At 37.9% G+C, this 23,510-nt stretch carries 26 protein-coding genes, 1 pseudogene and 1 riboswitch; of the genes and pseudogenes, 6 read left to right on the top strand and 21 right to left on the bottom strand.

Going from position 1 to position 23,510, the window contains the following annotated elements; translation table 11 throughout:
* Positions 1–14 precede the first annotated feature (14 nt).
* The 9 genes from yukD to AC0C45_RS24420 all read right to left on the bottom strand — a co-directional run bounded on the left by yukD (position 15) and on the right by AC0C45_RS24420 (position 7,103).
* Entirely contained in the window at positions 15–254 is a 240-nt protein-coding gene (gene yukD, locus AC0C45_RS24460) for an ESX secretion system protein YukD (RefSeq protein ID WP_013055106.1), read from the bottom strand.
* A 93-nt stretch (positions 255–347) separates the two neighbouring features.
* On the bottom strand, positions 348–641 hold the full coding sequence (locus AC0C45_RS24455; RefSeq protein ID WP_013055105.1) for a WXG100 family type VII secretion target: 294 nt from the start codon (positions 639–641) through the stop codon (positions 348–350).
* 372 nt (positions 642–1,013) lie between these two features.
* The gene (locus AC0C45_RS24450; protein ID WP_013055104.1) at positions 1,014–1,406 is read right to left on the bottom strand and encodes an SseB family protein; all 393 of its coding nucleotides are present in this window, start codon (positions 1,404–1,406) and stop codon (positions 1,014–1,016) included.
* A gap of 61 nt (positions 1,407–1,467) precedes the next feature.
* Positions 1,468–2,067, bottom strand: a complete 600-nt coding sequence (locus AC0C45_RS24445) for a WXG100 family type VII secretion target (protein ID WP_472928927.1) — start codon at positions 2,065–2,067, stop codon at positions 1,468–1,470.
* Between the two features lie 109 nt (positions 2,068–2,176).
* Positions 2,177–2,494 (bottom strand): hypothetical protein, encoded by a 318-nt coding sequence (locus AC0C45_RS24440; protein WP_013055102.1) that lies wholly within the window; start codon positions 2,492–2,494, stop codon positions 2,177–2,179.
* Between the two features lie 251 nt (positions 2,495–2,745).
* Positions 2,746–3,951, bottom strand: a complete 1,206-nt coding sequence (locus AC0C45_RS24435; RefSeq protein WP_034654749.1) for a DEAD/DEAH box helicase — start codon at positions 3,949–3,951, stop codon at positions 2,746–2,748.
* 365 nt (positions 3,952–4,316) lie between these two features.
* On the bottom strand, positions 4,317–5,624 hold the full coding sequence (locus tag AC0C45_RS24430; RefSeq protein WP_013081497.1) for an ATP-binding protein: 1,308 nt from the start codon (positions 5,622–5,624) through the stop codon (positions 4,317–4,319).
* A gap of 80 nt (positions 5,625–5,704) precedes the next feature.
* A complete protein-coding gene (locus tag AC0C45_RS24425; RefSeq protein WP_034654746.1) occupies positions 5,705–6,457 on the bottom strand; it encodes an STAS domain-containing protein in 753 nt (250 codons plus the stop codon).
* Positions 6,444–7,103: a cobalamin B12-binding domain-containing protein gene (locus AC0C45_RS24420; RefSeq protein WP_013055098.1), complete on the bottom strand. Its 660-nt coding sequence runs from the start codon at positions 7,101–7,103 to the stop codon at positions 6,444–6,446. Before AC0C45_RS24420 ends, AC0C45_RS24425 begins: the two co-directional genes overlap by 14 nt.
* Before the next feature lie 142 nt (positions 7,104–7,245).
* On the opposite strand from AC0C45_RS24420, the gene AC0C45_RS24415 reads away from it, so the two are divergent.
* On the top strand, positions 7,246–7,395 hold the full coding sequence (locus tag AC0C45_RS24415; RefSeq protein ID WP_350494489.1) for a DUF952 domain-containing protein: 150 nt from the start codon (positions 7,246–7,248) through the stop codon (positions 7,393–7,395).
* 241 nt (positions 7,396–7,636) lie between these two features.
* Here the strand turns inward: AC0C45_RS24415 and AC0C45_RS24410 are convergent.
* From AC0C45_RS24410 to corA, 3 genes and pseudogenes are all read right to left on the bottom strand, one after another.
* Positions 7,637–7,969 (bottom strand): annotated as a pseudogene (locus AC0C45_RS24410) (response regulator); the annotation flags it as partial.
* Positions 7,962–9,548, bottom strand: a complete 1,587-nt coding sequence (gene dcuS, locus AC0C45_RS24405; protein WP_047931910.1) for a DcuS/MalK family sensor histidine kinase — start codon at positions 9,546–9,548, stop codon at positions 7,962–7,964. The pseudogene AC0C45_RS24410 and the gene dcuS, both read right to left, overlap by 8 nt.
* A gap of 154 nt (positions 9,549–9,702) precedes the next feature.
* Positions 9,703–10,668, bottom strand: coding sequence for a magnesium/cobalt transporter CorA (gene corA, locus AC0C45_RS24400; RefSeq protein ID WP_034654740.1), 966 nt, complete (start codon positions 10,666–10,668; stop codon positions 9,703–9,705).
* A 151-nt stretch (positions 10,669–10,819) separates the two neighbouring features.
* On the opposite strand from corA, the gene AC0C45_RS24395 reads away from it, so the two are divergent.
* Positions 10,820–11,275 carry a ferritin-like domain-containing protein gene (locus tag AC0C45_RS24395; protein WP_016762818.1) on the top strand — a complete coding sequence of 152 codons (456 nt, stop codon included), beginning with the start codon at positions 10,820–10,822 and terminating at the stop codon, positions 11,273–11,275.
* Positions 11,276–11,323: 48 nt separating this feature from the next.
* Here AC0C45_RS24395 and AC0C45_RS24390 read toward each other — a convergent pair whose 3' ends face one another.
* Complete coding sequence (locus AC0C45_RS24390; RefSeq protein WP_280168798.1) at positions 11,324–12,490, bottom strand: M20 family metallopeptidase; 1,167 nt, start codon at positions 12,488–12,490, stop codon at positions 11,324–11,326.
* 143 nt (positions 12,491–12,633) lie between these two features.
* Between AC0C45_RS24390 and AC0C45_RS24385 the strand changes: the two genes are divergently transcribed.
* A complete protein-coding gene (locus tag AC0C45_RS24385) occupies positions 12,634–13,689 on the top strand; it encodes an aromatic acid exporter family protein (RefSeq protein ID WP_472928926.1) in 1,056 nt (351 codons plus the stop codon).
* Between the two features lie 32 nt (positions 13,690–13,721).
* Here the strand turns inward: AC0C45_RS24385 and AC0C45_RS24380 are convergent, their stop codons facing one another.
* Positions 13,722–15,176: an alanine/glycine:cation symporter family protein gene (locus tag AC0C45_RS24380; RefSeq protein ID WP_047931873.1), complete on the bottom strand. Its 1,455-nt coding sequence runs from the start codon at positions 15,174–15,176 to the stop codon at positions 13,722–13,724.
* A gap of 254 nt (positions 15,177–15,430) precedes the next feature.
* Here AC0C45_RS24380 and AC0C45_RS24375 point away from each other — a divergent pair, with 254 nt between their 5' ends.
* Positions 15,431–16,183, top strand: coding sequence for a lipase family protein (locus tag AC0C45_RS24375; RefSeq protein ID WP_013081488.1), 753 nt, complete (start codon positions 15,431–15,433; stop codon positions 16,181–16,183).
* A gap of 25 nt (positions 16,184–16,208) precedes the next feature.
* On the opposite strand, the gene AC0C45_RS24370 is transcribed toward AC0C45_RS24375, so the two are convergent.
* Positions 16,209–16,697 carry a DinB family protein gene (locus AC0C45_RS24370; protein ID WP_013081487.1) on the bottom strand — a complete coding sequence of 163 codons (489 nt, stop codon included), beginning with the start codon at positions 16,695–16,697 and terminating at the stop codon, positions 16,209–16,211.
* 346 nt (positions 16,698–17,043) lie between these two features.
* On the opposite strand from AC0C45_RS24370, the gene AC0C45_RS24365 reads away from it, so the two are divergent.
* Positions 17,044–17,370: a hypothetical protein gene (locus AC0C45_RS24365; protein WP_013081486.1), complete on the top strand. Its 327-nt coding sequence runs from the start codon at positions 17,044–17,046 to the stop codon at positions 17,368–17,370.
* Here the strand turns inward: AC0C45_RS24365 and AC0C45_RS24360 are convergent.
* Positions 17,331–17,855: a type 1 glutamine amidotransferase domain-containing protein gene (locus AC0C45_RS24360; RefSeq protein ID WP_013055087.1), complete on the bottom strand. Its 525-nt coding sequence runs from the start codon at positions 17,853–17,855 to the stop codon at positions 17,331–17,333. The two genes, AC0C45_RS24365 and AC0C45_RS24360, sit on opposite strands and share 40 nt — an antisense overlap.
* Before the next feature lie 305 nt (positions 17,856–18,160).
* Here AC0C45_RS24360 and AC0C45_RS24355 point away from each other — a divergent pair, with 305 nt between their 5' ends.
* On the top strand, positions 18,161–18,583 hold the full coding sequence (locus AC0C45_RS24355) for a DoxX family protein (protein ID WP_016762814.1): 423 nt from the start codon (positions 18,161–18,163) through the stop codon (positions 18,581–18,583).
* Between the two features lie 69 nt (positions 18,584–18,652).
* Here the strand turns inward: AC0C45_RS24355 and AC0C45_RS24350 are convergent, their stop codons facing one another.
* The 5 genes from AC0C45_RS24350 to AC0C45_RS24330 form a co-directional block, all read right to left on the bottom strand.
* On the bottom strand, positions 18,653–19,816 hold the full coding sequence (locus AC0C45_RS24350) for a M20 family metallopeptidase (protein WP_034654731.1): 1,164 nt from the start codon (positions 19,814–19,816) through the stop codon (positions 18,653–18,655).
* Between the two features lie 229 nt (positions 19,817–20,045).
* Positions 20,046–20,843, bottom strand: coding sequence for a HoxN/HupN/NixA family nickel/cobalt transporter (locus tag AC0C45_RS24345; protein ID WP_047931870.1), 798 nt, complete (start codon positions 20,841–20,843; stop codon positions 20,046–20,048).
* A 134-nt stretch (positions 20,844–20,977) separates the two neighbouring features.
* Positions 20,978–21,160, bottom strand: a riboswitch (cobalamin riboswitch).
* Between the two features lie 105 nt (positions 21,161–21,265).
* Complete coding sequence (locus AC0C45_RS24340) at positions 21,266–21,685, bottom strand: organic hydroperoxide resistance protein (RefSeq protein ID WP_047931869.1); 420 nt, start codon at positions 21,683–21,685, stop codon at positions 21,266–21,268.
* Positions 21,686–21,837: 152 nt separating this feature from the next.
* Entirely contained in the window at positions 21,838–22,431 is a 594-nt protein-coding gene (locus AC0C45_RS24335; RefSeq protein WP_047931868.1) for an undecaprenyl-diphosphatase, read from the bottom strand.
* Between the two features lie 145 nt (positions 22,432–22,576).
* The gene (locus AC0C45_RS24330; protein ID WP_034654726.1) at positions 22,577–23,509 is read right to left on the bottom strand and encodes an ABC transporter ATP-binding protein; all 933 of its coding nucleotides are present in this window, start codon (positions 23,507–23,509) and stop codon (positions 22,577–22,579) included.
* Position 23,510: the final 1 nt, after the last annotated feature.

The following is a 23,510-nucleotide window of genomic DNA, read 5'->3' as shown; positions in this document are numbered from 1 at the left end:
TCTAATAGACTCCTTTAGAGAATTTCGATACAATCACCTGTGGTAATTCCGCAGTTAATCATCGTCTCATTTCCCGAGAAAATAAGATTTTTATTTGAAACACGTATCCACGCACCGTCCTTTGGTGATTGAGTAATCTTTTTAGCTTGCCAAACGATCTCGACTACTTTTTTGAGTGAATGATAGTTTGATAGTCGCAAATCGAACCGATCACCTGTATAGTGCTTTAAGTCTACTGTTACTTCTATATACATAGGGTTTCATCACCTCAAAACATAGAAAAAGCGCCTTCATCTTTTGAGAATAGGGCGCTCCTTTTATTACTTCACTTAGATTATTAGATGAAGTTAACCGCGGATTTGGCTAGCGATTTGGTTATCTGTATCTTCAAGAACGTTTGCAGAGTCATCTAATTGCTTAGCAATCTTTGTAAGTAGGTTAGACATTTCAACGAAAGAAGGCTTTAATTCTTCGTATTGAGCAGCAAACGCTTCGCTTGAAGCACCTTCCCACATGTCTTGAAGTTGATTTTTCATTGTATCAAGACGACTTACTAATTCTTGAACTTGACCGCTTTCGTTAGTATAACGACCTGCCATGTCGCGAAGCTCTGCTGGTGTTACGCGAATAATTCCTGACATACATATCTCTCCTTCGGTTTATATATTTACTATTATTGTAAGAAACTCTAATGATAAGGTCAAAGGTTACTTGCAAAAGCCTCCAAAAATGAGAATATGTATCTACAAATACCCCTAAAAAATGCAAATAAAACCTAAACAACCAAGATTTTATTCTCATTTAAATCTTTTCCATATGATCTATAGGTACCTATTTAAAGGAAAATAAAAACTATAAGTCTATTAAATTACATTTTTGTTCATTATCTATAGAACTATTTACTAGTAATAAAAAAGCAGCAGCCTATTTAAGGCCCTGCCCCTTTATATATCTTCTATTTATTTAAGATTCAGACATGCTTGGGAAAAGCACATGCGCTTTTTATTTTTTGGCTACTGCTTAAAATAATTTTGATCTTCTTTTAACATCCTTATTTCTTCGGGGATGAATAATTTTGAGAGAGGCGTGTCAGGGTTAAGTAATATCGCTATTTCTTCATTTAATACAGGCAGCATATCCTTAAATGATACGCATACGGTCTTTTCATCTTTCAGCATCTGTTCAATCGGATATTTTGACGAAAAAACAGGTAAATATCGGTACGCTGCGCTTTTCATCGTCTGAACGTAGTGCTCTGCAATTAATATATCTGATGCTCCATGCTCTGAACTAACAACTAGCCATAAATTGCTATTCATTAAAGTCTTATAAAATTGAGCAATCTTCTTATTATCTTTCATTGCTTCAATTAATGATTTTTCTAATAAGTTAAATGTATATTTCATTGCCGAGACAACCCTGTAAGGAACTGTACCATTTCACTTCCAGCGCCATCATATACTTCATTCATTCTCTCTTCACTTCCTCTGTGCTGTCACTAAACATAATGTTTGAAGGATTCATTTCCTGACTTAAAATGCCCAACCCCATTTGAATAACGCCATAAGTAAAAAATTCGGTTCGACTGCATGTAGAACCATTCACTACTTTTTCTTCCCAAGACATAGAAAGCGAATTCCACATAACATTAAGAGTACCTAAAGGTTTTTCAATTGTTCTATGCATATTGTCATACGTATTCCATTCTTTTAAGTTCTTTATGTCATTCCACGTATCTTGTGAATGTGTGCCCCTATTGCTCCACACGCTCGACCAAAACTCCGTCCAGCCTGAAGAGCCTTCTAGCTCTCCATCTGCTTTTCTCATTTGTTCTGCAGTGTCTTTTACTAATAAATGTGCGTTTTCCGTTAGCGAATCAAGTTTGCGAATCATATGCTGTAACTCTTCCTGCAAGTCCAGCACTTTATCAATATCTGCAACAGACAAGAAATGTAGATTTGTAGCTTCCCAGCTTAGTTTTTGAAGTGCATCAGCCGTCTGTGAATGAGAGTGCTGAATTCGCTCTGCAAATGTCCGCAGCTCCTCTGGATTTACTTTTATCTCCATGTATGTCCGTCCCCCTATCTCTTGTAAGCCTTCAGTCATCATCCAAACATTTTTTAAGCCTATACGGAAAGACTCACTTTCTAAAGGAGTGAGTCGATAATGTTATTTATTACGCCGATGCTAACTCTCTTAATCGTGAAATTTCTAAGCGTAAAGTTTGAAACAATTCATCCCTTACGTCGTACAGATGAAAAGTAGATTGCGTAATATCATTATAAATATCCTCATATGAGCTCTTAGAACGCCCTGACCAATCTGACGCATATTGTTGGTGCGAATTTTGAAACAGATAGATACCCTCTTCAAGAAATTCCATGATACGTTGAACTTCATGTAAATATGATTCTAATTGATCTGCATCTCGACTATATTCTTTACTTTTTCTTCTTCGCTCTATGTCGTCAAAGAGATCATCAATTGCATCCATAAAATGTCCCCACGTCCTTCTTCCTCTTTTATTAGAAGTCTCTTAAAGTAATGTTAAAATAAGGTTGCAAAAAACAAAATCCATCATTCAAACTATTTTCATACCTAGGAAAAAATATCTACATTTCTCTTTTTTTACTTATTTATACAGGTAAAATAGAGAAAATAAACAACGCCAGGCTGCTGTAATAAAGCAGTAGACGTTGCTTTTTAGGTTGTGACACTGCTGTTATAAAAGGAAGAATACCTAGTTTACATTCGACCTTTTTGTTTCTTTTTCTTGTTAAATGGCTTTTTTGAAGGTTTTTTAGCTGTACGGGACTGCTCTTTTGTTCCTTCATCCACGATTTCACCCATATAAAGCTCTTTTTTCACTAATGAAAGTTGAAGTTCACGTGCGATTTGTTTTAAATTTCGCTCTTCACGTTCAGTCACAAGAGAAATGACTGTACCTTCTGCTCCCGATCTGCCTGTTCTACCTGAGCGATGGACGTATTGATCTGCATCTTGAGGAACATCGATGTGAATTACATGCGTCAACCCCTTAATGTCTAATCCTCTAGCTGCGACATCCGTTGCTAATAGGACAGGGAAATCTCCTTTTCGAAACCCTTTAATCGTCGTAGCACGATCTTCTTTTTTCGTTTCACTGTGTAAAGACCCTGCTTCTACACGCTTAAATGTTAATTTTTCTTCAAACTCGATTAGAGTATCAATTCCTTTAAAAAAGGCTAAAGCTTTCATTTGTTCTTGACGAACTAGTTTTCTAAGCACGTCCACTTTATCTCTAGCTTCACTTTTGATGTATACATGCTCTACCTTTGAAGCCGGAAGTTCATCTCTTCCTACCTCTATTTCAAGAGGGTGGTTCATCATATCTTTCGCTAGCGATTTGGTACGTTCTGATACAGTAGCTGAGAAGACTAGGATTTGACGATCACTTAACGCCATTTTTACAATCTGTTGAACCGTTTGAACATGCTCAGGTACAAACAATTGATCCGCTTCATCAATCACAATTGTTTTGACTTCGTGCATCTTTAATTTCTTCATTTTAATTAGCTCGTTCAAACGTCCTGGGGTACCAACAATGATATTGGGACGTTTTTTGAGTTTTTCTAATTGCCGTTTCATATTTGCTCCGCCAATAAACGCAGCGCTTGAAATACCGCTTCCCTGCGACCAAGTTTGAATTTCACCGTGAATTTGCATAACCAATTCATGGGAAGATGCTAAAATAACAGCTTGAATATGAGATGGTCCCGGCTGAATGCGATGTAAGACAGGCAACAAATATGCCAGCGTCTTTCCTGTTCCCGTTGGGGATTCTCCTATTACATCTTTATTAGCTAAAATCTCTGAAATAGCTTTCGTTTGAATAACAGTAGGCTCATTGAACCCTGCTTTTTTCCACGCCTCTTGTAAAAAAGGCTGTAAAGTCTCTATAAACTGACTCATATCTATCTCCTTTTCCATGCTTTTCTCGATATTATAAACGATTTTTTTCATTTCAGTTAAACGAATGTATCAGTGGCCATGTGCGTTAATACTGACCTTAATTTCTATTTATAAATAAACCTTTCTTATCCCAAGGGACCCTGTCAATGCGTCAGTAGAAAAATCGGTTGTTACCTTAACTTTTCTACATCAATAAACATAGCTTCAACTATGATACACTATTGCTTCTATAGAAAACAATATGATCCTCTTTATTATGGACGAAAACTTGTATAAGAAGGAGGTTTTATGTCCTATATGGATCTAGACGCAAAGGGTTCAGCTGCTTACTTCCTCTTTTTCAAGAAAACAGCCGCCTCTCTGAGCTACGAGAGGCGGCTGTTTCGTTCTATAATTGGCATATCAATAATAACCGTTGTCCCTTTTCCTTTACCGCTTTTAAAATGCATGGTACCTTGATGACGCTCCATGATTTTGTAACACACGGCCAGCCCTAAGCCAGTGCCAGCTTCTTTTGTAGAATAAAACGGCGTTCCTACTTGTTCAATCCTCTCTTGACTCATTCCGATTCCATTGTCTTCAAAGTGAATCAATGCTCGTGTATCTTTTTCTTCAACTGTTATTGTAATATGACCTTTCTCCATAATAGCTTCTACACCGTTTTTAATCACATTGATGAAAACTTGTTTCAACTGATTTGAATCAGCAGAAACATAAATAGGCCTTTTGGCTGTTTCTTTCAATAAAATAGAAACATTATTTAAATTTGCCTGCGCTTCCATTAGCGTAACAACTTGTTTTAAAATTTCGCATAAATTGGTCTTTTCAAAAGATACATGCTGCTTTTTTCCAAGAATGAGCATTTCACTGGAGATTAAGTTGATGCGGTCGATTTCAGACATCATAATATCTAAATATGTGTCATTTGTTTCCTTAGAGGCTTGCATAACCTGTACAAAGCCTTTTAAAGAAGTAAGCGGGTTTCTAATTTCATGTGCGACGGCACCTGCCATTTGTCCAATAACGGACATTTTTTCCGAGGTTATCATAAGCTCTTCATCTTGACGGTATGTAGTAATATCGCGTGCAATCATAAATACACCTACTACCTGCTTATGAACGATGATGGGAAGCAAAGAACACCTAAGCAACCGTCTTTCTCGCTTTCTATTGATCACATTCATTTCGAACTTAGCACCTTTTCCATTCAGCACTTCTTTAAAATACTCTTTACACATATCAAACTCTTCAGCTGCGATAAGAGCTGAAGGTTTCATCTTTTGCAATTCTTCACTGGAGTATCCAACGATTGCTTCACCTTCTGGATTAGCAAGAAGAACTTCACCCGTTTTACTGATTTCAAAAACGCCATCGGGATTATGTTTAAATAAAGATTGATAGTGCTGATTGCTCGTTTGAAGTTCGTGTTCTTTTACTACGAGCTCTTGCTGGGACTCCACTAGTTTATAAGCTCTCCTATATACCAACCCATACAAAATAATCCCCGTAGCTAAAATAAAAAGCCAACCTTTGTATTGTTGAAAAAAAATATATACTTCAAAACGACCTTGCGCTAATGTTCTAGATATATTATCAGATATCAAGATCCATACAGCGCCAATAATGATATATATAATTGAAATTCTTAAAGCTACTTTACGCGCGTGTTTCACCAAATTTTAATCACCTGTTTATCAATATTGATCCCCTGTCTTATTGTCTTTATATGAAGTGTTCACTTTTTGTAGCCATTTCATGCCGTTGTAAAAAATTGATGAATGGCCTGACCTAAGTTACTAATAGATTTTACATTTGCTTGAAAATGATACTGGTGAAGCCATTGACTATGATCGGGTGTCACACCTGTTAAATAAATCTGTACACCCATTAGCTGGAATTCCCATATTAAATGTTCTAGGGCTGCAACACCTCGTTCATCAATTTGACCTATTCCATTAAAGTCAATGATAACTCGATCAACCGTTTCTTCATCTATTTGTCTGAGCAGCCGATGTTCATTTTTCATGATGACTTCCTCAAATAAATCACCAAACAGAGGTATAAGCACCATGTTGTTCGATAAATGAATAAACGGTCCCGACAGTTCTATAACTCGGTTCATTGCTTTTTCTAATCGTTCTTTTTGCAGCAGCAGTTCTAAGTCTGTTTCAGATAAACGCGCTGTATGTTGTTGGATTTTTTCTGAAAGAATTCTAATTTGAGAATCTTCCTCTACACATATTACATGCGCCTTACCTTGCTCCCATTTGCAATTCACCGTATAAAGAGACATTTTAGCTTTGCGCGAATGCATGACTAATTCTGTTTTTATTTTTTTCTTCTGCCCTAATCGTTTTCTAGCTTTGATCTGACTATCTTCGTCAACAATTTCTAAAAAATGTTGAACCTCTCCGAATAAAGCGGCTGCTTCATCAGATTGCGCTAGAATATTCATTTCCTCATCCATAATAAAAACGGGAAGCGGAGAATATTTAATAGTCGACAACCTTAATCCCCCTAATTGATTGATAATGAAAAAACTCTTTCAACTCCTCTAACTGTGCAATAAATCGAACTTGATTTGTTTGAACAAGAGGAAACTTATAGTTTGAAACTACTCGGCCTCCAACTAAAATAAGCGGCTGATGTTTTGTCTTTTGTAATCCTTCTATATATTCGCTTGCTTTTTCTATATGATGAGTTAAACTGAACGAGATTCCTACTAAATCAGGTTTCCACTGTTCAACAGCGTGTGTTGCATGTAAAAGCGGAGAATCTGCCCCTAAAAGTTTCGTCTGCCATCCGTGCTCTTCAAAGAGAATGGAAATCATTTTTAAACCTAAAAAATGCTGTTCATTTTCTATACACAAAAACAGACCTTTTTTTTCATTTTTAATAACTTCTTGTCTTATACACAATTGATAGCGTGACAAAACATAGTCACAGGTAGTAGTAGCTAAATGTTCATCAGCCACTGAAATTTCATCTTCTTCCCACATCATACCAATTTGAGCCATTGACACTGAAATGAATTGCTGAAAAATATAAAATGTATCGAAACCCTGCTGTCTTTTTTTCCACACAATATTCCAAGCTTCATCTTGATTCCCTGATAACAGTAATTCAGTCAAGCGTTCTATGCTTTCAATCAAGAAACCACCTCTTTTTCAGTCAAACGACTTGTTTTTTCCTTTGTTATTATCAACCATACCACTTAACTCACCCGCACTCTACAGTAAAATATTCTCACACTGACAAGATAGCACCGGACGTCTCTGACAGGTCAATCTCTTTATTTTTCAAAGTCAACGAGGTAGTGATGCAGCAAGTGACGGTTTTGTTCATTGTATAAGTACGCATACACAGGTCGTCCTATTGTGCCGTAAGTCATTCTTTCTCCAAGAAGACCTATATCTGTTAGAAATTTTAAATATTTCCGAATAGACACTCTTGAAATTCCCGTTTTTTCAGCTACATCATCAGTCGAAAAAGGATGATCTTTAAGATGCTCAATGGCTTCTACGATAACTTCTAATGTTCCTGTCGTTAAACCCTTAGGCAACGGCTCTACCCGAGCTTCTTTTATTTTTTTATTAGACAGCAGCCCGTCTAATTCCTGTTGGTTAAGCTGAGGTTGCTGTTTTAACGTACAAAATGTTTGTTTGTAAGCCGAAAGTGCTTGATAAAAGCGTTCAAATGTAAAAGGCTTAATCAAATAATCAATCGCTCCGTAGCGTAGAGCTTGCTGAATCGTTTGGGCATCCGAAGCAGCGGTGATAAAAATGACATCTATTTCCTCTTGTTTTGTTCGAATCTCTTCTAAAACTTTCAAACCATTTTGTCCAGGCATAAAGACATCAAGCATCACTAAATCAACTTGATATTCATTTACCTTCACCAAGGCTTCATGACCCGAATGAGCAACAGCGACCACTGTAAACCCCTCTATCTCTTCAATGTACTTTTGATTAAACTGAGCAACCATTGGGTCATCTTCAACAATTAATACTTTAATCAACTTGATCTCTCCTTGTTTCGTACGGAATATCAATATAGAATGTGGTACCGCTATTTATAAATGAGTCAATGACGATTTGGCCACCTAGTTCATCAATCGTTTGCTTCACTAAATGCAGCCCAAACCCTCTGCTCGTGCCTTTTGTAGAAAAGCCTTTCTTGAAAATCTGATTCATTGTATCGGAAGGAATGCCGCAGCCTGTATCCGTGACTTGAATTGTAAGTTTATTGTTTTTATACACAAGCATAACGGACACTTTTTTAGAGGCTTGATGACGAACTGAATCAATTGCATTATCAATTAAATTTCCAATAATGGTAATGAGATAATGAGTAACGTGTGGATCTGAAGGTTCTGGAATAACTTCATCAGCGGAAAACGTCAGTTCTACGCTTTCCTCTCTAGCATAACTCATTTTGCCCATGAGGAACCCTGCCAACGCATGATCTTTAATAGATTTAGTCACTGAACTAGATTCATCGACACGATGATTAACAAGCTGATGAATATACGTTTTTAGCTCATCATAATAATTCATCTGTACCATTCCTAAAATCACATGAAGTTTATTCATAAATTCATGCGATTGTGCTCGAAGCGCTTCCACATACATTTTAACACCTGTTAGCTGTTCTGCTAAGATGTTAACTTCTGTTTTATCCCGAAACGTAGAGAGTGCCCCTACAATCTCTTCGTTTACTACTAGCGGAACCCTGTTAACCACAATGGCTACTCCATTTATGAATTGCTCTTCATCGTAATGAGATTCCCCCGTAGACAAAACGTCGTCCAGCCTGGAGGTGGGCATATATTCTTGAATAGACAAACCGATTGGCTCTGGTGCTAACCCTGCTTTAACAAATAAGCGGCGTGCAGAACGATTAGCAAGTGTAATATTACCTTCTTTATCAACAGCTATCACTCCTTCACGAACCGACTGCAGCATGGTACTTCTCTCTTCTAGAATTTTAGCAATTTCAGAAGGTTCCAAGCCAAATAAAATTTTCTTTATGTAATTCGCTAATAAAATAGCACCAAGAATGCCTACAAGTAAACCAATTAATGAACCTAAAACAATTCGACGATGCCCATCTCTAATTGCTTCATTTACATTATTCAAAGAAATCCCCACAGCTACTGCGCCAATTTGTTGATTTTTTTCATTATAAATAGGTGCAAAAGCGCGCAGAGATTTATCGAGCGTTCCTTTTGATACAGATACATAAGATTTCCCGTGCAATGATTTTTGCTCATCGCCTCCGGCAAACCTCTTTCCTATCTTTTTAGGATCTGGGTGAGATTGCCGAATTCCATTCATATCCATAACAACGATAAACAAGACGCTTGATTTTTTACGAATTCGTTTAGTGAATTCTTGAATTGACTGAGGTGTTTTTGTCTCTAGTCCTTCTTTTACGTTCGTGGATTCTGAAATAATCGCAGCAATAGTCCGAGCTTTTTCAGCCTGTTGATCCCGAATATTTTTTCCAATTGAACTGCTAACTAATAAATCCGTTAACAATAGCGATAGAATCACCACCATGCATACAAGCAGCACCGTGATGCTTCGCAGACCCATTCTTCCGTGTTTCACATTCTTCCCTCGCTTCCCTGCTTTTCTTGTTTATAGCACAAGAAAAAGATCTTATCTAGAGTCAGATAAGATCTTCGCTTATTTAATTTCATTTTTACTGAGTTGATTAACATTTATACAGGAAGGTTAACAATCTACTTTATAGTTTCGGCCCTTTTCGATATTTAAACCATCCCATTTTATAAAAGGCAAAGACCATTAGGCCTACAAGCCCAATCATAATGCCAAGTACAATAAAATAATTATATTTCCCCGTCAGTTCCGGCATATATGAAAAGTTCATGCCATAGAGGCCAGCAATAAACGTCAACGGTAAGAAAATAGCTGACATAAGCGTTAGCGTAAACATGATTGAATTCATACGATCCGAGTTAATGGACATAAAGCTTTCTCGAATATCATTTGACAAATCCCTGCTTGCTTGCATAATTTCAATCATATTTAATAAGTGGTCATAAATGTCATTAAAATAGCGAACCTGCTCTTTTGCTTTTAACGCATTAGTTGACATAATACGATACATTAAATCTCTCATGGGGTTTAAAATGCGGCGCATTCGTGACAAATCACTTCGGATGTCATAAAGCTGTCTCATTAATTCATCCATAGGTTCGTCTTTTGCATTGTCTTCAATGTCGTCTATGTGATCTTCAAATTTATAAAGCACGGGGAAGTATTCGTCAACGGTATGATCTAAGAGTTCATACATGATATCCCATGTTCCATCTTCGGTAGCCTCAGGGTCTTTTTTGATAAGCTCCCATACCCTAGCCACGCTCGTTAGCTTATCCATATGGTAAGTGACTAAAAAGTTATCCCCTACAAACGCAGATACTTCTAAGTGCTCAAGCTCTTCTTTATGAAGGGCATAATAGACTAAAAAATAATGCTCATCATACAACTCAAATTTAGCGCGCTGACCTTGATTTAAACAGTCCTCAACTGCTAAAGGATGAAAATTAAATTGTTCAAGCTGCTTTTTTTCTTCCTCGGTGGGATTGTAAAAATCAACCCAATACCATTGAAAGTCATGGCTTGAACGAATCTCATTCATTTCTATTTCTTTAATAGCTCCTTCTTTGGTTTTAGCTACAATTTTAATCATAAGATAACCTCTGTCTTTTTTGATACTATTCTCTGCACATACCCTTTTTACCATTTTGTTAAACTTTTTTCTTTTAATGTACGTCTTTTCTCGTCTATACATACGATGATGGTGACGACAAGAGAACAAAACGGTGAGGAGGTATATCCATATGTATGAATTTTACTCCCGGCATGAAGAATATTGGGAAGATGATACAAGGCTAGACGAACAGCTTCTAAGAGATATAAACAAAGCTGTAAACGATGAGTTTTCCGCTATTCACTACTATACACGCTTAGCAGAACTGGCTCCTAATAATCAGGTTCAACAAGCTATATTAGGTATTCGGCAGGATGAAATTAAACACTTTGACTGGTTTTCTAAGGCCTATTATGATTTATCAGGCAGCTACCCACAAATTTCATTAAACATAAAACTGCCAAATACTTTTCAAGAAGGGGTCTCTGAATCCATTAAAGATGAAGTAGAAACCGTTCCATTTTATCAATCAATCGCTAGAAGAATCACAAATGCTCGAATTCAAAGCCGCATTGTTCGAGCCGCGAGCGATGAACAGCGCCACGGTCAAATTTTCCGAACCATTCAGTCCCACTTCTCATACTAAATAATACGCTTGCAGTCGCAAGCGTATTATTGGTTTTATCATTACCTCTTACTTTGTAGCATTAAATTCTTCTTTGATTTTTTGGAGCAGCGTTTGGTTTGTTAATACGTCATACCCTGTTAATGCCATTGTTTTTGCCCCGAGTATCATTGCTTCTCTTCCTTGCTCACTTAAAGCTGCTTCTCTAAATTCGTGCGTATGACAAACAAAATAATCATTACAAATTTGAATATACGGATGAATAGCCGGAACGACCTGACTTACATTTCCCATATCTAAAGATCCATGATCGCCTTGGTCTTCCGTAATGCTTTGTTCGCTCACGCCTAATGAGATGAGATTATTTGTATAGACATCGGATAATGTTTGATTCGTTTGCATATCATCATACGAAAACTCATAGTTTGAGATTTTTAATTTTGTTCCCGTGGCTAGAGCAGCGCCGTTTGCACATGCCTTCACCTTCTCTGTCACTTCATCTACATATGCACGAGTTGAAGCGCGGACATAAAATTGTGCTACTGCATAATCCGGTACAACGTTGGCCGCCTTGCCTCCCTCTGTAATCACTCCATGAATGCGTACATCCGGCTTCACATGCTGGCGAAGCGCATTAATGCTGTTGAACGTTTGTAATACGCCGTCTAACGCATTGATTCCTTCATGAGGAGCAGCAGCTGCGTGCGCGGATTTTCCGAAGAACTCAAACTGAATGGCATCCATCGCAAGAGAACGTCCGCTTTTTTGGTGACAGTAATAAGGATGTACCATCATAGCTACGTCTAAATGATTAAAAATGCCTTGCTCGGCCATCGTTACCTTGCCGCCTCGTGTTTCCTCTGCAGGCGTTCCATATACGTATACTTTACCGCCTGTTTCTGCAACTGCTTTACTAAGACCAATACCAGCTGCAATCGACATGGTTCCAATTAAGTTATGTCCGCATGCATGTCCGAGATCCGGCAAAGCATCGTACTCAGCCATAAACCCAATCGACGGACCTGGCTTTTGACTGTCATAAACAGCAGTAAAAGCCGTTGGCAAGTCACATGTACCAATTTCAACTGTGAACCCTTGTTCTTTTAAAACATCCGTTAATGCTTTGCACGCTTTGAATTCTTCGTGACCAAGCTCAGGGTTTTTTCCAATATATTTGCTTATATCATAAAATGTATCTTGTAATTTATTAATTGCTTCATTTATTAATTGTTTCATTAGTGGTACTCTCCTTTTAAATATTTAAACAAATTATAGTATATTTATTCGTTTTTTGAAAGCTAGTTTTTAAGACGGGTTTTCCTATCACCTTAATATGCCTTATAATTAAACTACTAACTGTTTTAAAGAAGGTATGTATAATGATTAACATAAAAAAATTTAATTTTTTAGGCGGTCGTATTATTAAAACAGGTATTGCCGTCTTTTTGACTGCACTCATCTGCCAGTCTATTGGCTGGCCTTATATGCTCGCTGTTATTACAGCTATTGTTACGATTGAACCAACAGCTGCCGATTCTATTAAAAAAGCGTTCATCCGCTTTCCTGCTTCAGCAATCGGAGCTGCTTTTGCCATGCTTTACACATTTCTATTAGGAGTGACGCCGCTTACCTATATGCTTGTTGCTGTTTCTACTATTATATCCTGTTCTAAATTGCGTTTGCATGCAGGAACACTCGTTGCCACGCTAACAGGAGTGGCTATGCTGACGATTGTGCACGATCATTATTTTATCTCGTTTTTAATTCGCTTAGCGACCACCAGTATTGGGCTGCTTACTTCTTCACTTGTGAATATCATCGTTCTTCCTCCTAATTATACACCGATTATTACGAGGAAAATTCAAAATCTCTCAAAACAAATGAGCAGCGTTCTACAGCAAAGAGGAAGCGAACTTTCCCAAGTACATGCTTGTCATAAACAAACAAAGCTTCAATTTCAGCAGCTTTCCGCTGAAATTGAAAAAATTGAGACTCTTTGTGAATACCAGCGAAAAGAATGGAAGTTTCATCATTTCACTCGTACAGCTATGAGAAAATTCCACTATGAATATAAGAAACTTTCTCTTATGAGGCAGCTTGTCTACTATATTGGTAATTTAATTTACTTGCCTGCTCATCAGCTGCAAAGTGCAAGACATCAAGTAATATGGGATACATTCATTTCCTTTCATAACGTCTTACAAAATGAACAATATAAAAGCTCTTTGCATCATCAAACGCTTGTTTTGACTTTAAAACAAAGGTTTTGGGCACATAAGCAGGAAGAAAACAGAGGGGATCACCCTTTTTCAACAGAAACAACAATGCTTTACGAACTGCTTGCAATTCACCATCTGCTTGAAGAACTACACCGTATTCATTGTTTGAAGGATCGATATAACTTAAATAACTCATCTGTCTCGCTTTCTTCATAAAAAAATCCTCACATATGTGAGGATTTTCTTGTTTACGAAACTTGTGACTCATCTTTCTTATATTCTTTCTCCCAGTAGTCTGCATTTTTAATTCCTAGTTTAACGGGATCAAACACAGGGTCTACCCCTTGTTTTTTCTGAGCTTCATAGTCTTTTAATGCAACTAACGCAGGCTTAGCTAAAATTAAGATAGCAATTAAATTTAGCCATACCATGATACCAAGTCCGACATCTCCTAACGCCCAAGCTAGTGATGCTTGTTTAACTGACCCGTAGAACGTAGCTCCTAGAAGGACAAGCTTTAATGCAAACATAGCCCACTTTCCGTTCTTTCCGCGAGTTAGGTAAGCAATATTTGTTTCAGCAATGTAATAATAAGCCATAATCGTTGTAAACGCGAAGAAGAATAGAGCAACTGCCACGAAGCCAGCTCCAAATCCCGGCAACACTGTTTCAATAGCAGCTTGTGTAAATCCAGGCCCTGCTTCTACACCTGGTAAATTTGAAATAATAAATGAACCGCCTGGTCCTTCCGTGTTGTACATGCCTGTGAATAAAATCATAAACGCTGTTGCTGAACAAACGAACAGTGTGTCAATATAAACCGAAAAAGCTTGTACAAGGCCTTGTTTCGCCGGATGTGAAACTTCTGCTGCAGCTGCTGCGTGTGCACCTGTCCCTTGTCCTGCTTCGTTTGAATAAATGCCGCGCTTAACTCCCCAAGAAACAGCTAAACCAACGATTCCTCCAAAAGCAGAATCTAATGCAAAAGCACTTTTAAAAATAAGAGCGATAACTCCCGGCAACTCGGAAATGTTCATGGCAATAATAATAAGAGCTAAAATAATATACCCAAGTGCCATAAAAGGTACAACGAATTGGGCCACTCCTGCAATACGCTTAACGCCTCCAAAGATAATAAAAGCAAGAATAATAACTAATCCTACTGCTGTAACCGTTGGACTAACACCAAATGCGTTGTCGATTCCAAGCGCGATGGAGTTAGACTGAACACCCGGCATTAAGATACTCATCGCAACAAGTGCTGCAATAGCAAATAAAATGCCATACCATTTCATACCTGTTCCTTTTTCAATGTAGTACGCTGGACCACCTCGATATTGGCCATCTTGTTTAACTTTATAAATTTGAGCAAGTGTTGATTCGATGAATGCGCTAGAAGCACCAATAAAAGCAACAGCCCACATCCAAAATACAGCCCCTGGACCTCCAAACGCGATAGCTGTTGCAACTCCAGCAATGTTTCCTGTTCCGACTCGTCCCGACAGCGCTAGAGACAGGGCTTGGAAGGAAGAAACTCCTGCTTCTGAACTTTTACCTTGAAACATCAGCATAATCATGTCTTTTAAGTGTCTCACCTGCAAAAATCTCGTTAAAATTGAGAAAAACAGGCCAATCGCAAGACACCCATAAATAACAGGCGTGCTCCATAGCACATTATTCAAACTCGTTACAAATTGCTCCAAACGATAACCCCCTTATTTTACATTCAGACTATTTTAAATTATAAGTTAAATTATAAATTTTAACAATAAAACTCTAAATTAAAACTAATTTTTAGTTAAAATATACAAAAAAACTTGTAAAATCCTCAAAAACATCCAACGATAAACCGTTTACATTCCGTCATTATCGCTTTCAAAAGAGAGGTATCTGCACCTTTCTTCTCAGGAACACATAGGCTATAGGAGTTATTTTCTATTAGAAGGTGTGAAAAACAATGATGAGAATAGAGCCTTTATTTTATCGTCCTTTAGCTCTAGACCTTCTTTATGCGTGCGTCTTAGCTTATAAGCAATACGCACAGGGAGGCACATTTGATGTACCTGAAGGCTACCGGCTTATTAAATCGTTTAAAGCTTCTGCCGTAGGGGTGCAAGAATGGTTTGGTTTTATTTTAGAATCTGATGACTCTATCGTAATTGCCTTTCGAGGAACTCAATCTGAGGCAGACTGGATTGCTGATGCTCGCATTAGGCAGCGCCCTTATCCATACAATCAACAAGCCGGTCTCGTCCATGAAGGTTTTTTAGCCGTTTACGAATCATGCCGCGATGAAATTTTTGAAACGTATCAGTCCCTTACCCCCAAGCCACTTTATATAACGGGGCATAGCCTAGGTGGTGCACTCGCTGCTCTTCATGCCTTAGATGTCGCCACAAACGCATCTTTTCCGGAAGTTACAATGTATAACTACGGAGCTCCTCGAGTAGGTGATCCTCAATTCGTTCAAACATACACAAATCTTGTTTCAAATAGCCGCTGTTTTGTTAACACGACGGATACGGTTCCTAAAATCCCTCCGAAGCGCCTTTATTCCCCTTCCACCAAGCAAACTATTTATTACGATCAAGATCCTCTGCAACTCTCGTTTACGATTCAAACAGGCTCTACCGTAGGGAATCATAATCCCCAAACATATAGTGTTGGTATTTGGATGATGTCGGACTATCCTATTTTGGTCCAAAAATAAAAAAACAGGCGGACTGCCTGTTTTTTTATGCACCAATTGCTGTTTTGATTTCTTCTATTTGTTCTTGATGACGCTTTTCATGATAGCCAATAAAATCAATCCACTGCTTTAAATCCATTAACCCAAACACAGGGTGTGGAAATGATTTTTGCTTTAGCTTGTCTTCACTTGCTGTTTCTTCTAGCTCTATTAAAGCTGCTCTTGATTCTGCCAGCTTACTCTTCATTTCTTCTAATGTCTGCTTTTCATTAGAAGGCGTAACTTGAGCCGGTGCATCTACTTTTCGCGAACGGTCTACCGCTAAATGAAACGGCTTATCTTCAGTCGGCTGATCCACACCGTTTTCTAACTGATCCTTTACACGTGAAACAATCATGCGCTCCATCAAATATAAATGTTCTAATACTTGCATAACGCTCCATGTATTAGATGCTGGCTGTTGATTTAATTGTTCATATGTTAATGATTCTACACTTCTCAATACATCATTTCGAAACTGTTCATTTTTATTCATTTTTCATCCTCCTCTAGGATTCCTCTAACTTATCGTATCAAAAAACTCTTCCATATAAAAAAGATATCCCTTTATTTAACCATGTTTTAGCTGCAATTGTTTCACGTGAAAAAATCACACTTTCTATTTGACATAGATCAACTGAAGTGTTATATTTAGATTTCTGGCTTTTCTTTAAGAGCTGGACATAGTGAAAGTAACTTGAAAGGATGTATCGTACAATGCAAGGTAAAAATACTGGCATTCGACACATGTCTTTGAACAAAACTTATTCACACTGGATCGGCTTCGGAGCCGTAAGGATGCAAGAGAGGTAGGGCTTGCGTCGTTTAGGTTAATCGATCATGTGGAAAAACAAACCGCGGCAATGGATGAAATCCATGCAAGCACAATCAATGCTAATTGTGCCCTAACAACAACGAAACATACAAAAACCGTAATCATGGATTTTATAAAGAAAGTAATCATTTTGTTTTTACACTTGCAAAAGCAAGTTACTGATAAGAAACACGAACAAAAGCGAGCAGATGCATCTGCTCGCTTTTTTAATGATACTTTTTTATTTACTTTATCATTTCTTTTTTTAGCGGATCTTATAAAAAAGCCAAAACCAATGTGGTTTCGGCTTTTTTCTTATTGCTCTGCTAGTACATCAGCAAATGCTTTTGCATAAGGAGGAAGGTCTGGCGGACGGCGGCTTGAAATAATGTGGCCGTCGATTACGACTGCTTCATCATGCCAAATAGCTCCCGCATTTTCCATATCATCTTTGATTCCTGGCGTACTTGTTACGTTTCGGCCATCTAAGATTTTTGCAGAAATTAATACCCATCCTGCATGGCAGATTTGGCCGATTGGCTTTTGCTGTTCATCCATATGACGAACCATTTCAATTACTTCAGGATAGCGGCGCAGTTTATCCGGCGCCCAGCCCCCAGGTACTAAAATAGCGTCATATTCAGCTGGATCAACATCTTTAAACGCGTAGTCCGATACGGCTGGAACACCGTATTTCCCCATGTACGTTTCGTTTGCTTTTTCTCCAACTAAATGTACTTCTGCTCCTTCTTCTCGAAGACGCATCACTGGATACCATAGTTCTAGATCTTCAAAGTCTGCACTAACAAGCGCAATAACTCTTTTATTTTCTAAACGCATCGTAACACCTCCGCCATCAGTATAGCATGTTGGAGAATAAGATTGAAAATAAGGGACTAAATTGTACATAATTAAAGGATTTTTCAAGTGCTCTTCAGAAAATTTTCGTATGCCAAATGGTCTAATTTTATATTTTCACTTGACTGAGGACAAACATCACACTACAATTTGTAGTGTGATGTTTGTAATGTTGTAAAATTATCCAAATAAGAAAGACTTTCTGATTTAATTGCTACATTTCTTTTTTCGGGCTTTTACACTACATAATGTAGTGTTTTTCAAATACACTTAAAGGAGGAAGTAAATTGAATAAAAACGTCGAAATTGGTTCACTTATTATTCGTTTAGTATTAGGTTTTACATTTTTAGTACACGGCTTTCAAAAATGGCAAGGCGGGATTGAAAATACAGTAGGGTTCTTCGATAGCTTAGGAATCCCTGGTTTCATGGCATATATTGTTGCAACCATTGAACTCGTAGGTGGGATTCTTATTATTCTTGGCCTAGCAACAAGAGTCGTATCTGCTTTATTTGTGGCAGTTATGCTTGGCGCCATTTTTACAGCCAAGCTTAAAAGCGGATTTGTTGGCGGGTTTGAGTTTGATATTGCCTTAATTGCCATGTCTGCTCACTTATTTCTTGCAGGAAGCCAGTTCCTTGCTCTTGATGCAGTGGTATTCAAAAAGAAAGAAACTGCCTTTTCTCTTCAAGAAGAAAGCAGTAAATAAAAAAAGAAAGCTTATACTCTCCCAATATAAGCTTTGAGATTAGTCCCCGCCGTTTGAGGCGGGCTTTTTTTATATTTGCAGCAGCAAATTCGCAAATAAAGAAGAACGCTCGGACAACGTATCAATTTGAATATGTTCATATTCCGCATGTATTCCTTTTCCGCATGCTCCTAATCCATCCAACGTGGGAACGCCAATGGCCGCTGTAAAATTGCCATCACTTCCCCCGCCCACAGCTGCTTCTTCCAATTTCATACCCAGTTTCGCCGCGATTGACTGAGCGCATTCAAATAGCTCTTCCGTTTGTTTAGACTTGACCATCGGAGGACGATTCATACCTCCCGTTACTTCGAGCTTAATCCCTTTTAAAATGGGTGTTAAATTCAAAATAATATCCGTCATGCGTTTTGCTTCTTCTTCTGTAGAAACACGTAAATCCACGTGCGCTTCTGCATATTCCGGCACTACATTTGTACCGCTGCCTCCCGTAAACGTCCCAACGTTTACCGTTGTACCTTTTTCATAATCAGTTAAGCTCTGCAGAAAAATCACTTGGCGCGCCAGCTCTTCAATCGCATTGATTCCTTCTTTGTGGTGATTACCCGCGTGTGCTGCTCGTCCCCATACTTTTACGGTGAAAATCCCCGCTCCTTTGCGCGACGTTTTTAACGCACCTGAACCCGCCACCGCCGGTTCCGCTACTAGCACTGCTTCACTTCTTTGTGCTTCTTCTTCAATGTATTTTTTAGAAGAAATTGACCCAATCTCTTCATCCGAATTGCAGAAAAACACAATTTTTTTATCGAGCGATAAGCCAAGCTCTTGAATCGCTTTAATCGCCCATATAGATTGGACAATGCCGCCTTTCATGTCTAAAATTCCCGGACCGTACAGCTTGTTTCCCTCTGTTCTTAGACTCAGCCTTCCCTTTTCCCATACCGTGTCAAAGTGACCGATAATTAAAAGCTGCTTTTCTCCTTCTCCAATCGTAAATTTCAAATGGTTTCCTACTTCTTTTTCTTCTATGATTTCGTACCCTACCCCTAAACGCTTTTGAAATAGCTGCGTTAAATACATTCCACACTGATCTACTAACTCTTTGCTGTAGGACGGTGATTCTTTTTTCACAAATCCGACTAAATCTTCAAGCATCTCTTGTTCGTGTTCTTTTAAATAACTAAATACACTTTGTTCTACCATTACCTGACTCAAATCAATTCCTCCTCCAAACAACCCCTGCTGCTTGCATTAAATGCTTTTATTTATCGTACGTATAACTATGTTCTACGTTTCACATAACGATCTTAAATTATCCTTAATTATAATGGTTTTCAGACAATTTTCCATCCTTTAAATACAGATAATACTTTAACTTATTCATAACCGACCGAAAATAGCCATAAACTTCAACAAATTCATACAAAAAAGCTTCAATCTTCAACAGATTAAAGCTTTCGTTTGACTAATTGACATTTATTTTAATATTTTTCCCTTTTGACTTCACACTCACAAAAACAAACATAGACACTAAAAAAACAAACAGAATAACGCCAACCATTTCAAAGTTTACTTCGGCCCATGGGTTAAAGAAAGTGAATGCTAAATAGAACGACACACCATAAGCGAGGACAACAATAACCCAGCCCATCAAGCGAGAAGCAGATTGTCCAAATTTACTCGATTCATTCACCATTTTATGTACAATCAATGAATCGATTGTATCTGTTAGCATCATACCAAACATAAACACTAGCCCCAACAAAAGCGGCGTATACTTGCCTGCGTTCCCTACAGCTAGAGACCACACGGCCGTTTGACTGACCGTTTCGGCTGCTAAAGCGAACAATGCTCCTACAAGAATAATTAAAAAAGGATTCGTTGTTCCTTTTGCGATTTTCGGAATAAACTTCCCTTTTAACCCGCTCAGCTGAAACTCTTCCTCTTTATTTTTGGTTCGAAGCAAATGATATGTGTTTAATGTCCCGATTAGAAAGAGAGAGATAATGGATACCCAAGATGCAAAATGATCGAAATACGATGGAAACGTAAAATTCTTCATCACCACGCCCAGCATCCCGGCCGTGACGGCCACCATTCCTCCGTGACCTAGTGAAAACAGCGTTCCGACCCACGGGGCAAAACGGCTGCCCATTCGCCAATTATATCGAGTCTGGCCATCAATAAAAGCTAAGTGATCTGCATCCAATCCGTGCCTGATTCCTAATAAAAAGACAAGTAAAAAAACTGATAAACCTTCCATTTCCTACACTCCTTTTTTTAAAAATAAAACGTAAAAAAGCCTCAATTCTATAGAAATTGAGGATGTGTCGGCATATGAAAATAAACAGCAATTGCTCACTGCGTACCTTGATACACCGCCTCTTTCCTAGAAGAGTCAAGTGTACAGAATAGGTAGGTCTCCTGGCTTGAGATCATCATTTTCTACCGCCTTCCCCGTTTTGAGTGACGATAAGATAGAAAACTCCCTGCTTACAGTGGCTGGACCGCTCGAGATTTGCACTCGATTCCCTGTTACCTCTTACGCTATGTAAGAGCACCTAAACTGTGCGAATAATTCATTTTCTTCTTCATTATACTAGTACCGCTTACAAATGAATAGAGAAAATTCAAATAGAAAAGCCCTGCTAAACTTTACATGCTTAGCAGGGCTTTTTAAAGCAATTAAACTACTTCTACCGTTACGTCTACGTTACCGCTGATTGCTTTTGAATACGGGCAGTATGAGTGAGCTAGGTCTACATATTTTTTCGCTGTTTCTAAATCTAAACCTTCGATATGAGCTTCAAGCGCTACTCCAATTTTCACTCCTTGATCAGCTTTATCGGGAAGCAGCTGAACAGTAGCTTTTACTTCACTTCTTTTGATTTCTACGTTATGTTTTTTCAACATAAATTCTAACGCGCTGTTGAAACAAGCACTGTATCCAGCTGCAAACAGCTGTTCTGGGTTTGTTGCTGTTGTTGCTTCTCCACCAAGCGCTGGAGGTGTTGCAACATCTAAGTTAAAGATGTTATCTAAAGAGTGAACTTCTCCTGTTCTTCCACCTGTGTTAACGACTGTTGTTTCATATAAAGCTTTCATGTATAAACCGCTCCTCTTTTCCATTAATTTTATTAAAAGTTTTTTATTTATCGTTTCTGTAATTTAATTGTACACAATTTAATTTTAAAAAACAAGTATTAAATACATTAAAAATTTCCCAATAAAAAAAGCCGCGTATTTGCGACTTTTTCTTAATAATATTGAGACTGTTCGTCATAAGCAGATTTCCGAAAAATAGACAAGTTGGTAATAGCCCTCATCAGTTTCGTATTAAAAATAACATAATGAATAAACAGCGCCAGCACGCATCCTAAAATAGCTCCTGTTAACACATCGAATGGATAGTGAACGCCAACCCATACGCGTGAAAATGCAATAAGTGCACCTATTACAACCCACATGCGTCCTGAGCGTTTGAAATGCAGCCAAATGGTAAAAGTGATAACTAATGCAGATGTAGCATGATCGCTTGGAAATGAAGAATTCGCGGCGTGATCAATGAGCTGATTCACGTGGTGAGAGATAAACGGACGATCTCGATAAGCAAATAAACTAATCACTTTATTGATAATGACTCCTGTGGCACAAGCACATAAAGCTTGAAATGCTACAACACGGCTGCCGTTTTTATTAATAAGTAAAAACAAGCCGAGTAAAACGATAAGTACATACTGGGCATAATCTGCAAAGAATACCATCAGCGAATCTAGAGGCTTTACGTGTGAGGCATACTGATTCACCGCGTGGAAGATGGTATAATCTACTGAATTAATAGCTGATAACATAATCGAAATCCTTTCTTATTTTTAAATGTCATTAGCTATCTTATCAGTTTCTTGAGAAAATGAACATGTTTTTGTCAGAAGCTTCCTAACTGGTATTTATAAATAATGTACTCAAGCTCAGTAGTAAATCAACGCCTTTCGCCTATTAACTCACCTGTGAGTGATCCACAATATTTTTTTGCAAAAAGATCTCTTCTAAAGAAGGTTCTTCGACGTGAACTTGATAAATGTCGATACCGCATTGAATCAATTCGCGAATAATAAGAGGAATATTTCTTTCTTTTTGAAGCATCACTTTTGTGTACATGTGATGGTATTCAACTTCGGGACTCAACGTACGGAAAAACTGTTGAATGTATTCTTTGTGACTGTTTGGATAAGGATCATGTTTGATCATCACCGTTTTTTTCGCTTGATATTGAAAGCGCAGCTCTTCCATTGTACCTTCTATTAAAATGACCCCATTTTTCATAATCGCTACACGTGTACAAATCTTCTCAACTTCATTTAAATTATGAGACGTCATAAAAATTGTCTTGCCTTGATTTTGGAGTTCTCTTATTAGTTCATGAATGTGGAGAGCAGATTCAACATCTACTCCAGAAGTTGGTTCATCTAAAAAGATAAGATCTGGGTCTGCTACAATTGCTTGAGCAATTCCTAACTTCTTTTTCATTCCAAATGAAAACTTTCCAACTTTCTGATGCTCATGTCCTTCTAGTCCTACTTTCTTCAGTACATTACTACAGTATTCTTTCGAAAAACGATGGCCGTTTACCTTTAAAAAATAGCGCAAATGATTGAGCGCTGTCATCTCATCATAAAAGTTAGCATAGTCAGGAAGCACACCTATTTTCTTCTGAAGCTCTAAATCAATATCACTCTGTCCCAGCAGCGTAAATTCTCCTGCTGAAGGAAATGAAACGCCGGTAAGCATATTAATAAATGTAGACTTTCCTGCTCCGTTTCTTCCTAAAAATCCGTAAATTTCCCCTTGTGATACCTGTAAATTAATACCGTTAACAACTGTTTTAGATCCATATTTTTTAGTTAACTTACTTGTTTCAATAGCATACATA

Source organism: Priestia sp. VA7 (assembly GCF_055710015.1).
The sequence above is the reverse complement of the archived record's forward strand: the minus strand, read 5'-3'. Positions and strand labels throughout refer to the sequence as shown.

Excerpts from the sequence above, each read along its gene's own strand:
- AC0C45_RS24455 (WP_013055105.1), bottom strand. The coding sequence starts at position 641 with ATGTCAGGAATTATTCGCGTAACACCAGCAGAGCTTCGCGACATGGCA.
- yukD (WP_013055106.1), bottom strand. The coding sequence starts at position 254 with ATGTATATAGAAGTAACAGTAGACTTAAAGCACTATACAGGTGATCGG.
- dcuS (WP_047931910.1), bottom strand. The coding sequence starts at position 9,548 with ATGGGTCTGCGAAGCATCACGGTGCTGCTTGTATGCATGGTGGTGATT.
- AC0C45_RS24360 (WP_013055087.1), bottom strand. The coding sequence starts at position 17,855 with ATGCGTTTAGAAAATAAAAGAGTTATTGCGCTTGTTAGTGCAGACTTT.
- AC0C45_RS24435 (WP_034654749.1), bottom strand. The coding sequence starts at position 3,951 with ATGAGTCAGTTTATAGAGACTTTACAGCCTTTTTTACAAGAGGCGTGG.
- AC0C45_RS24345 (WP_047931870.1), bottom strand. The coding sequence starts at position 20,843 with ATGGAAGGTTTATCAGTTTTTTTACTTGTCTTTTTATTAGGAATCAGG.
- AC0C45_RS24440 (WP_013055102.1), bottom strand. The coding sequence starts at position 2,494 with ATGGATGCAATTGATGATCTCTTTGACGACATAGAGCGAAGAAGAAAA.
- AC0C45_RS24450 (WP_013055104.1), bottom strand. The coding sequence starts at position 1,406 with ATGAAATATACATTTAACTTATTAGAAAAATCATTAATTGAAGCAATG.
- AC0C45_RS24335 (WP_047931868.1), bottom strand. The coding sequence starts at position 22,431 with ATGTTATCAGCTATTAATTCAGTAGATTATACCATCTTCCACGCGGTG.
- AC0C45_RS24445 (WP_472928927.1), bottom strand. The coding sequence starts at position 2,067 with ATGGAGATAAAAGTAAATCCAGAGGAGCTGCGGACATTTGCAGAGCGA.
- corA (WP_034654740.1), bottom strand. The coding sequence starts at position 10,668 with ATGATTAAAATTGTAGCTAAAACCAAAGAAGGAGCTATTAAAGAAATA.
- AC0C45_RS24385 (WP_472928926.1), top strand. The coding sequence starts at position 12,634 with ATGATTAACATAAAAAAATTTAATTTTTTAGGCGGTCGTATTATTAAA.
- AC0C45_RS24375 (WP_013081488.1), top strand. The coding sequence starts at position 15,431 with ATGATGAGAATAGAGCCTTTATTTTATCGTCCTTTAGCTCTAGACCTT.
- AC0C45_RS24330 (WP_034654726.1), bottom strand. The coding sequence starts at position 23,509 with ATGTATGCTATTGAAACAAGTAAGTTAACTAAAAAATATGGATCTAAA.
- AC0C45_RS24340 (WP_047931869.1), bottom strand. The coding sequence starts at position 21,685 with ATGAAAGCTTTATATGAAACAACAGTCGTTAACACAGGTGGAAGAACA.
- AC0C45_RS24390 (WP_280168798.1), bottom strand. The coding sequence starts at position 12,490 with ATGAAACAATTAATAAATGAAGCAATTAATAAATTACAAGATACATTT.
- AC0C45_RS24370 (WP_013081487.1), bottom strand. The coding sequence starts at position 16,697 with ATGAATAAAAATGAACAGTTTCGAAATGATGTATTGAGAAGTGTAGAA.
- AC0C45_RS24395 (WP_016762818.1), top strand. The coding sequence starts at position 10,820 with ATGTATGAATTTTACTCCCGGCATGAAGAATATTGGGAAGATGATACA.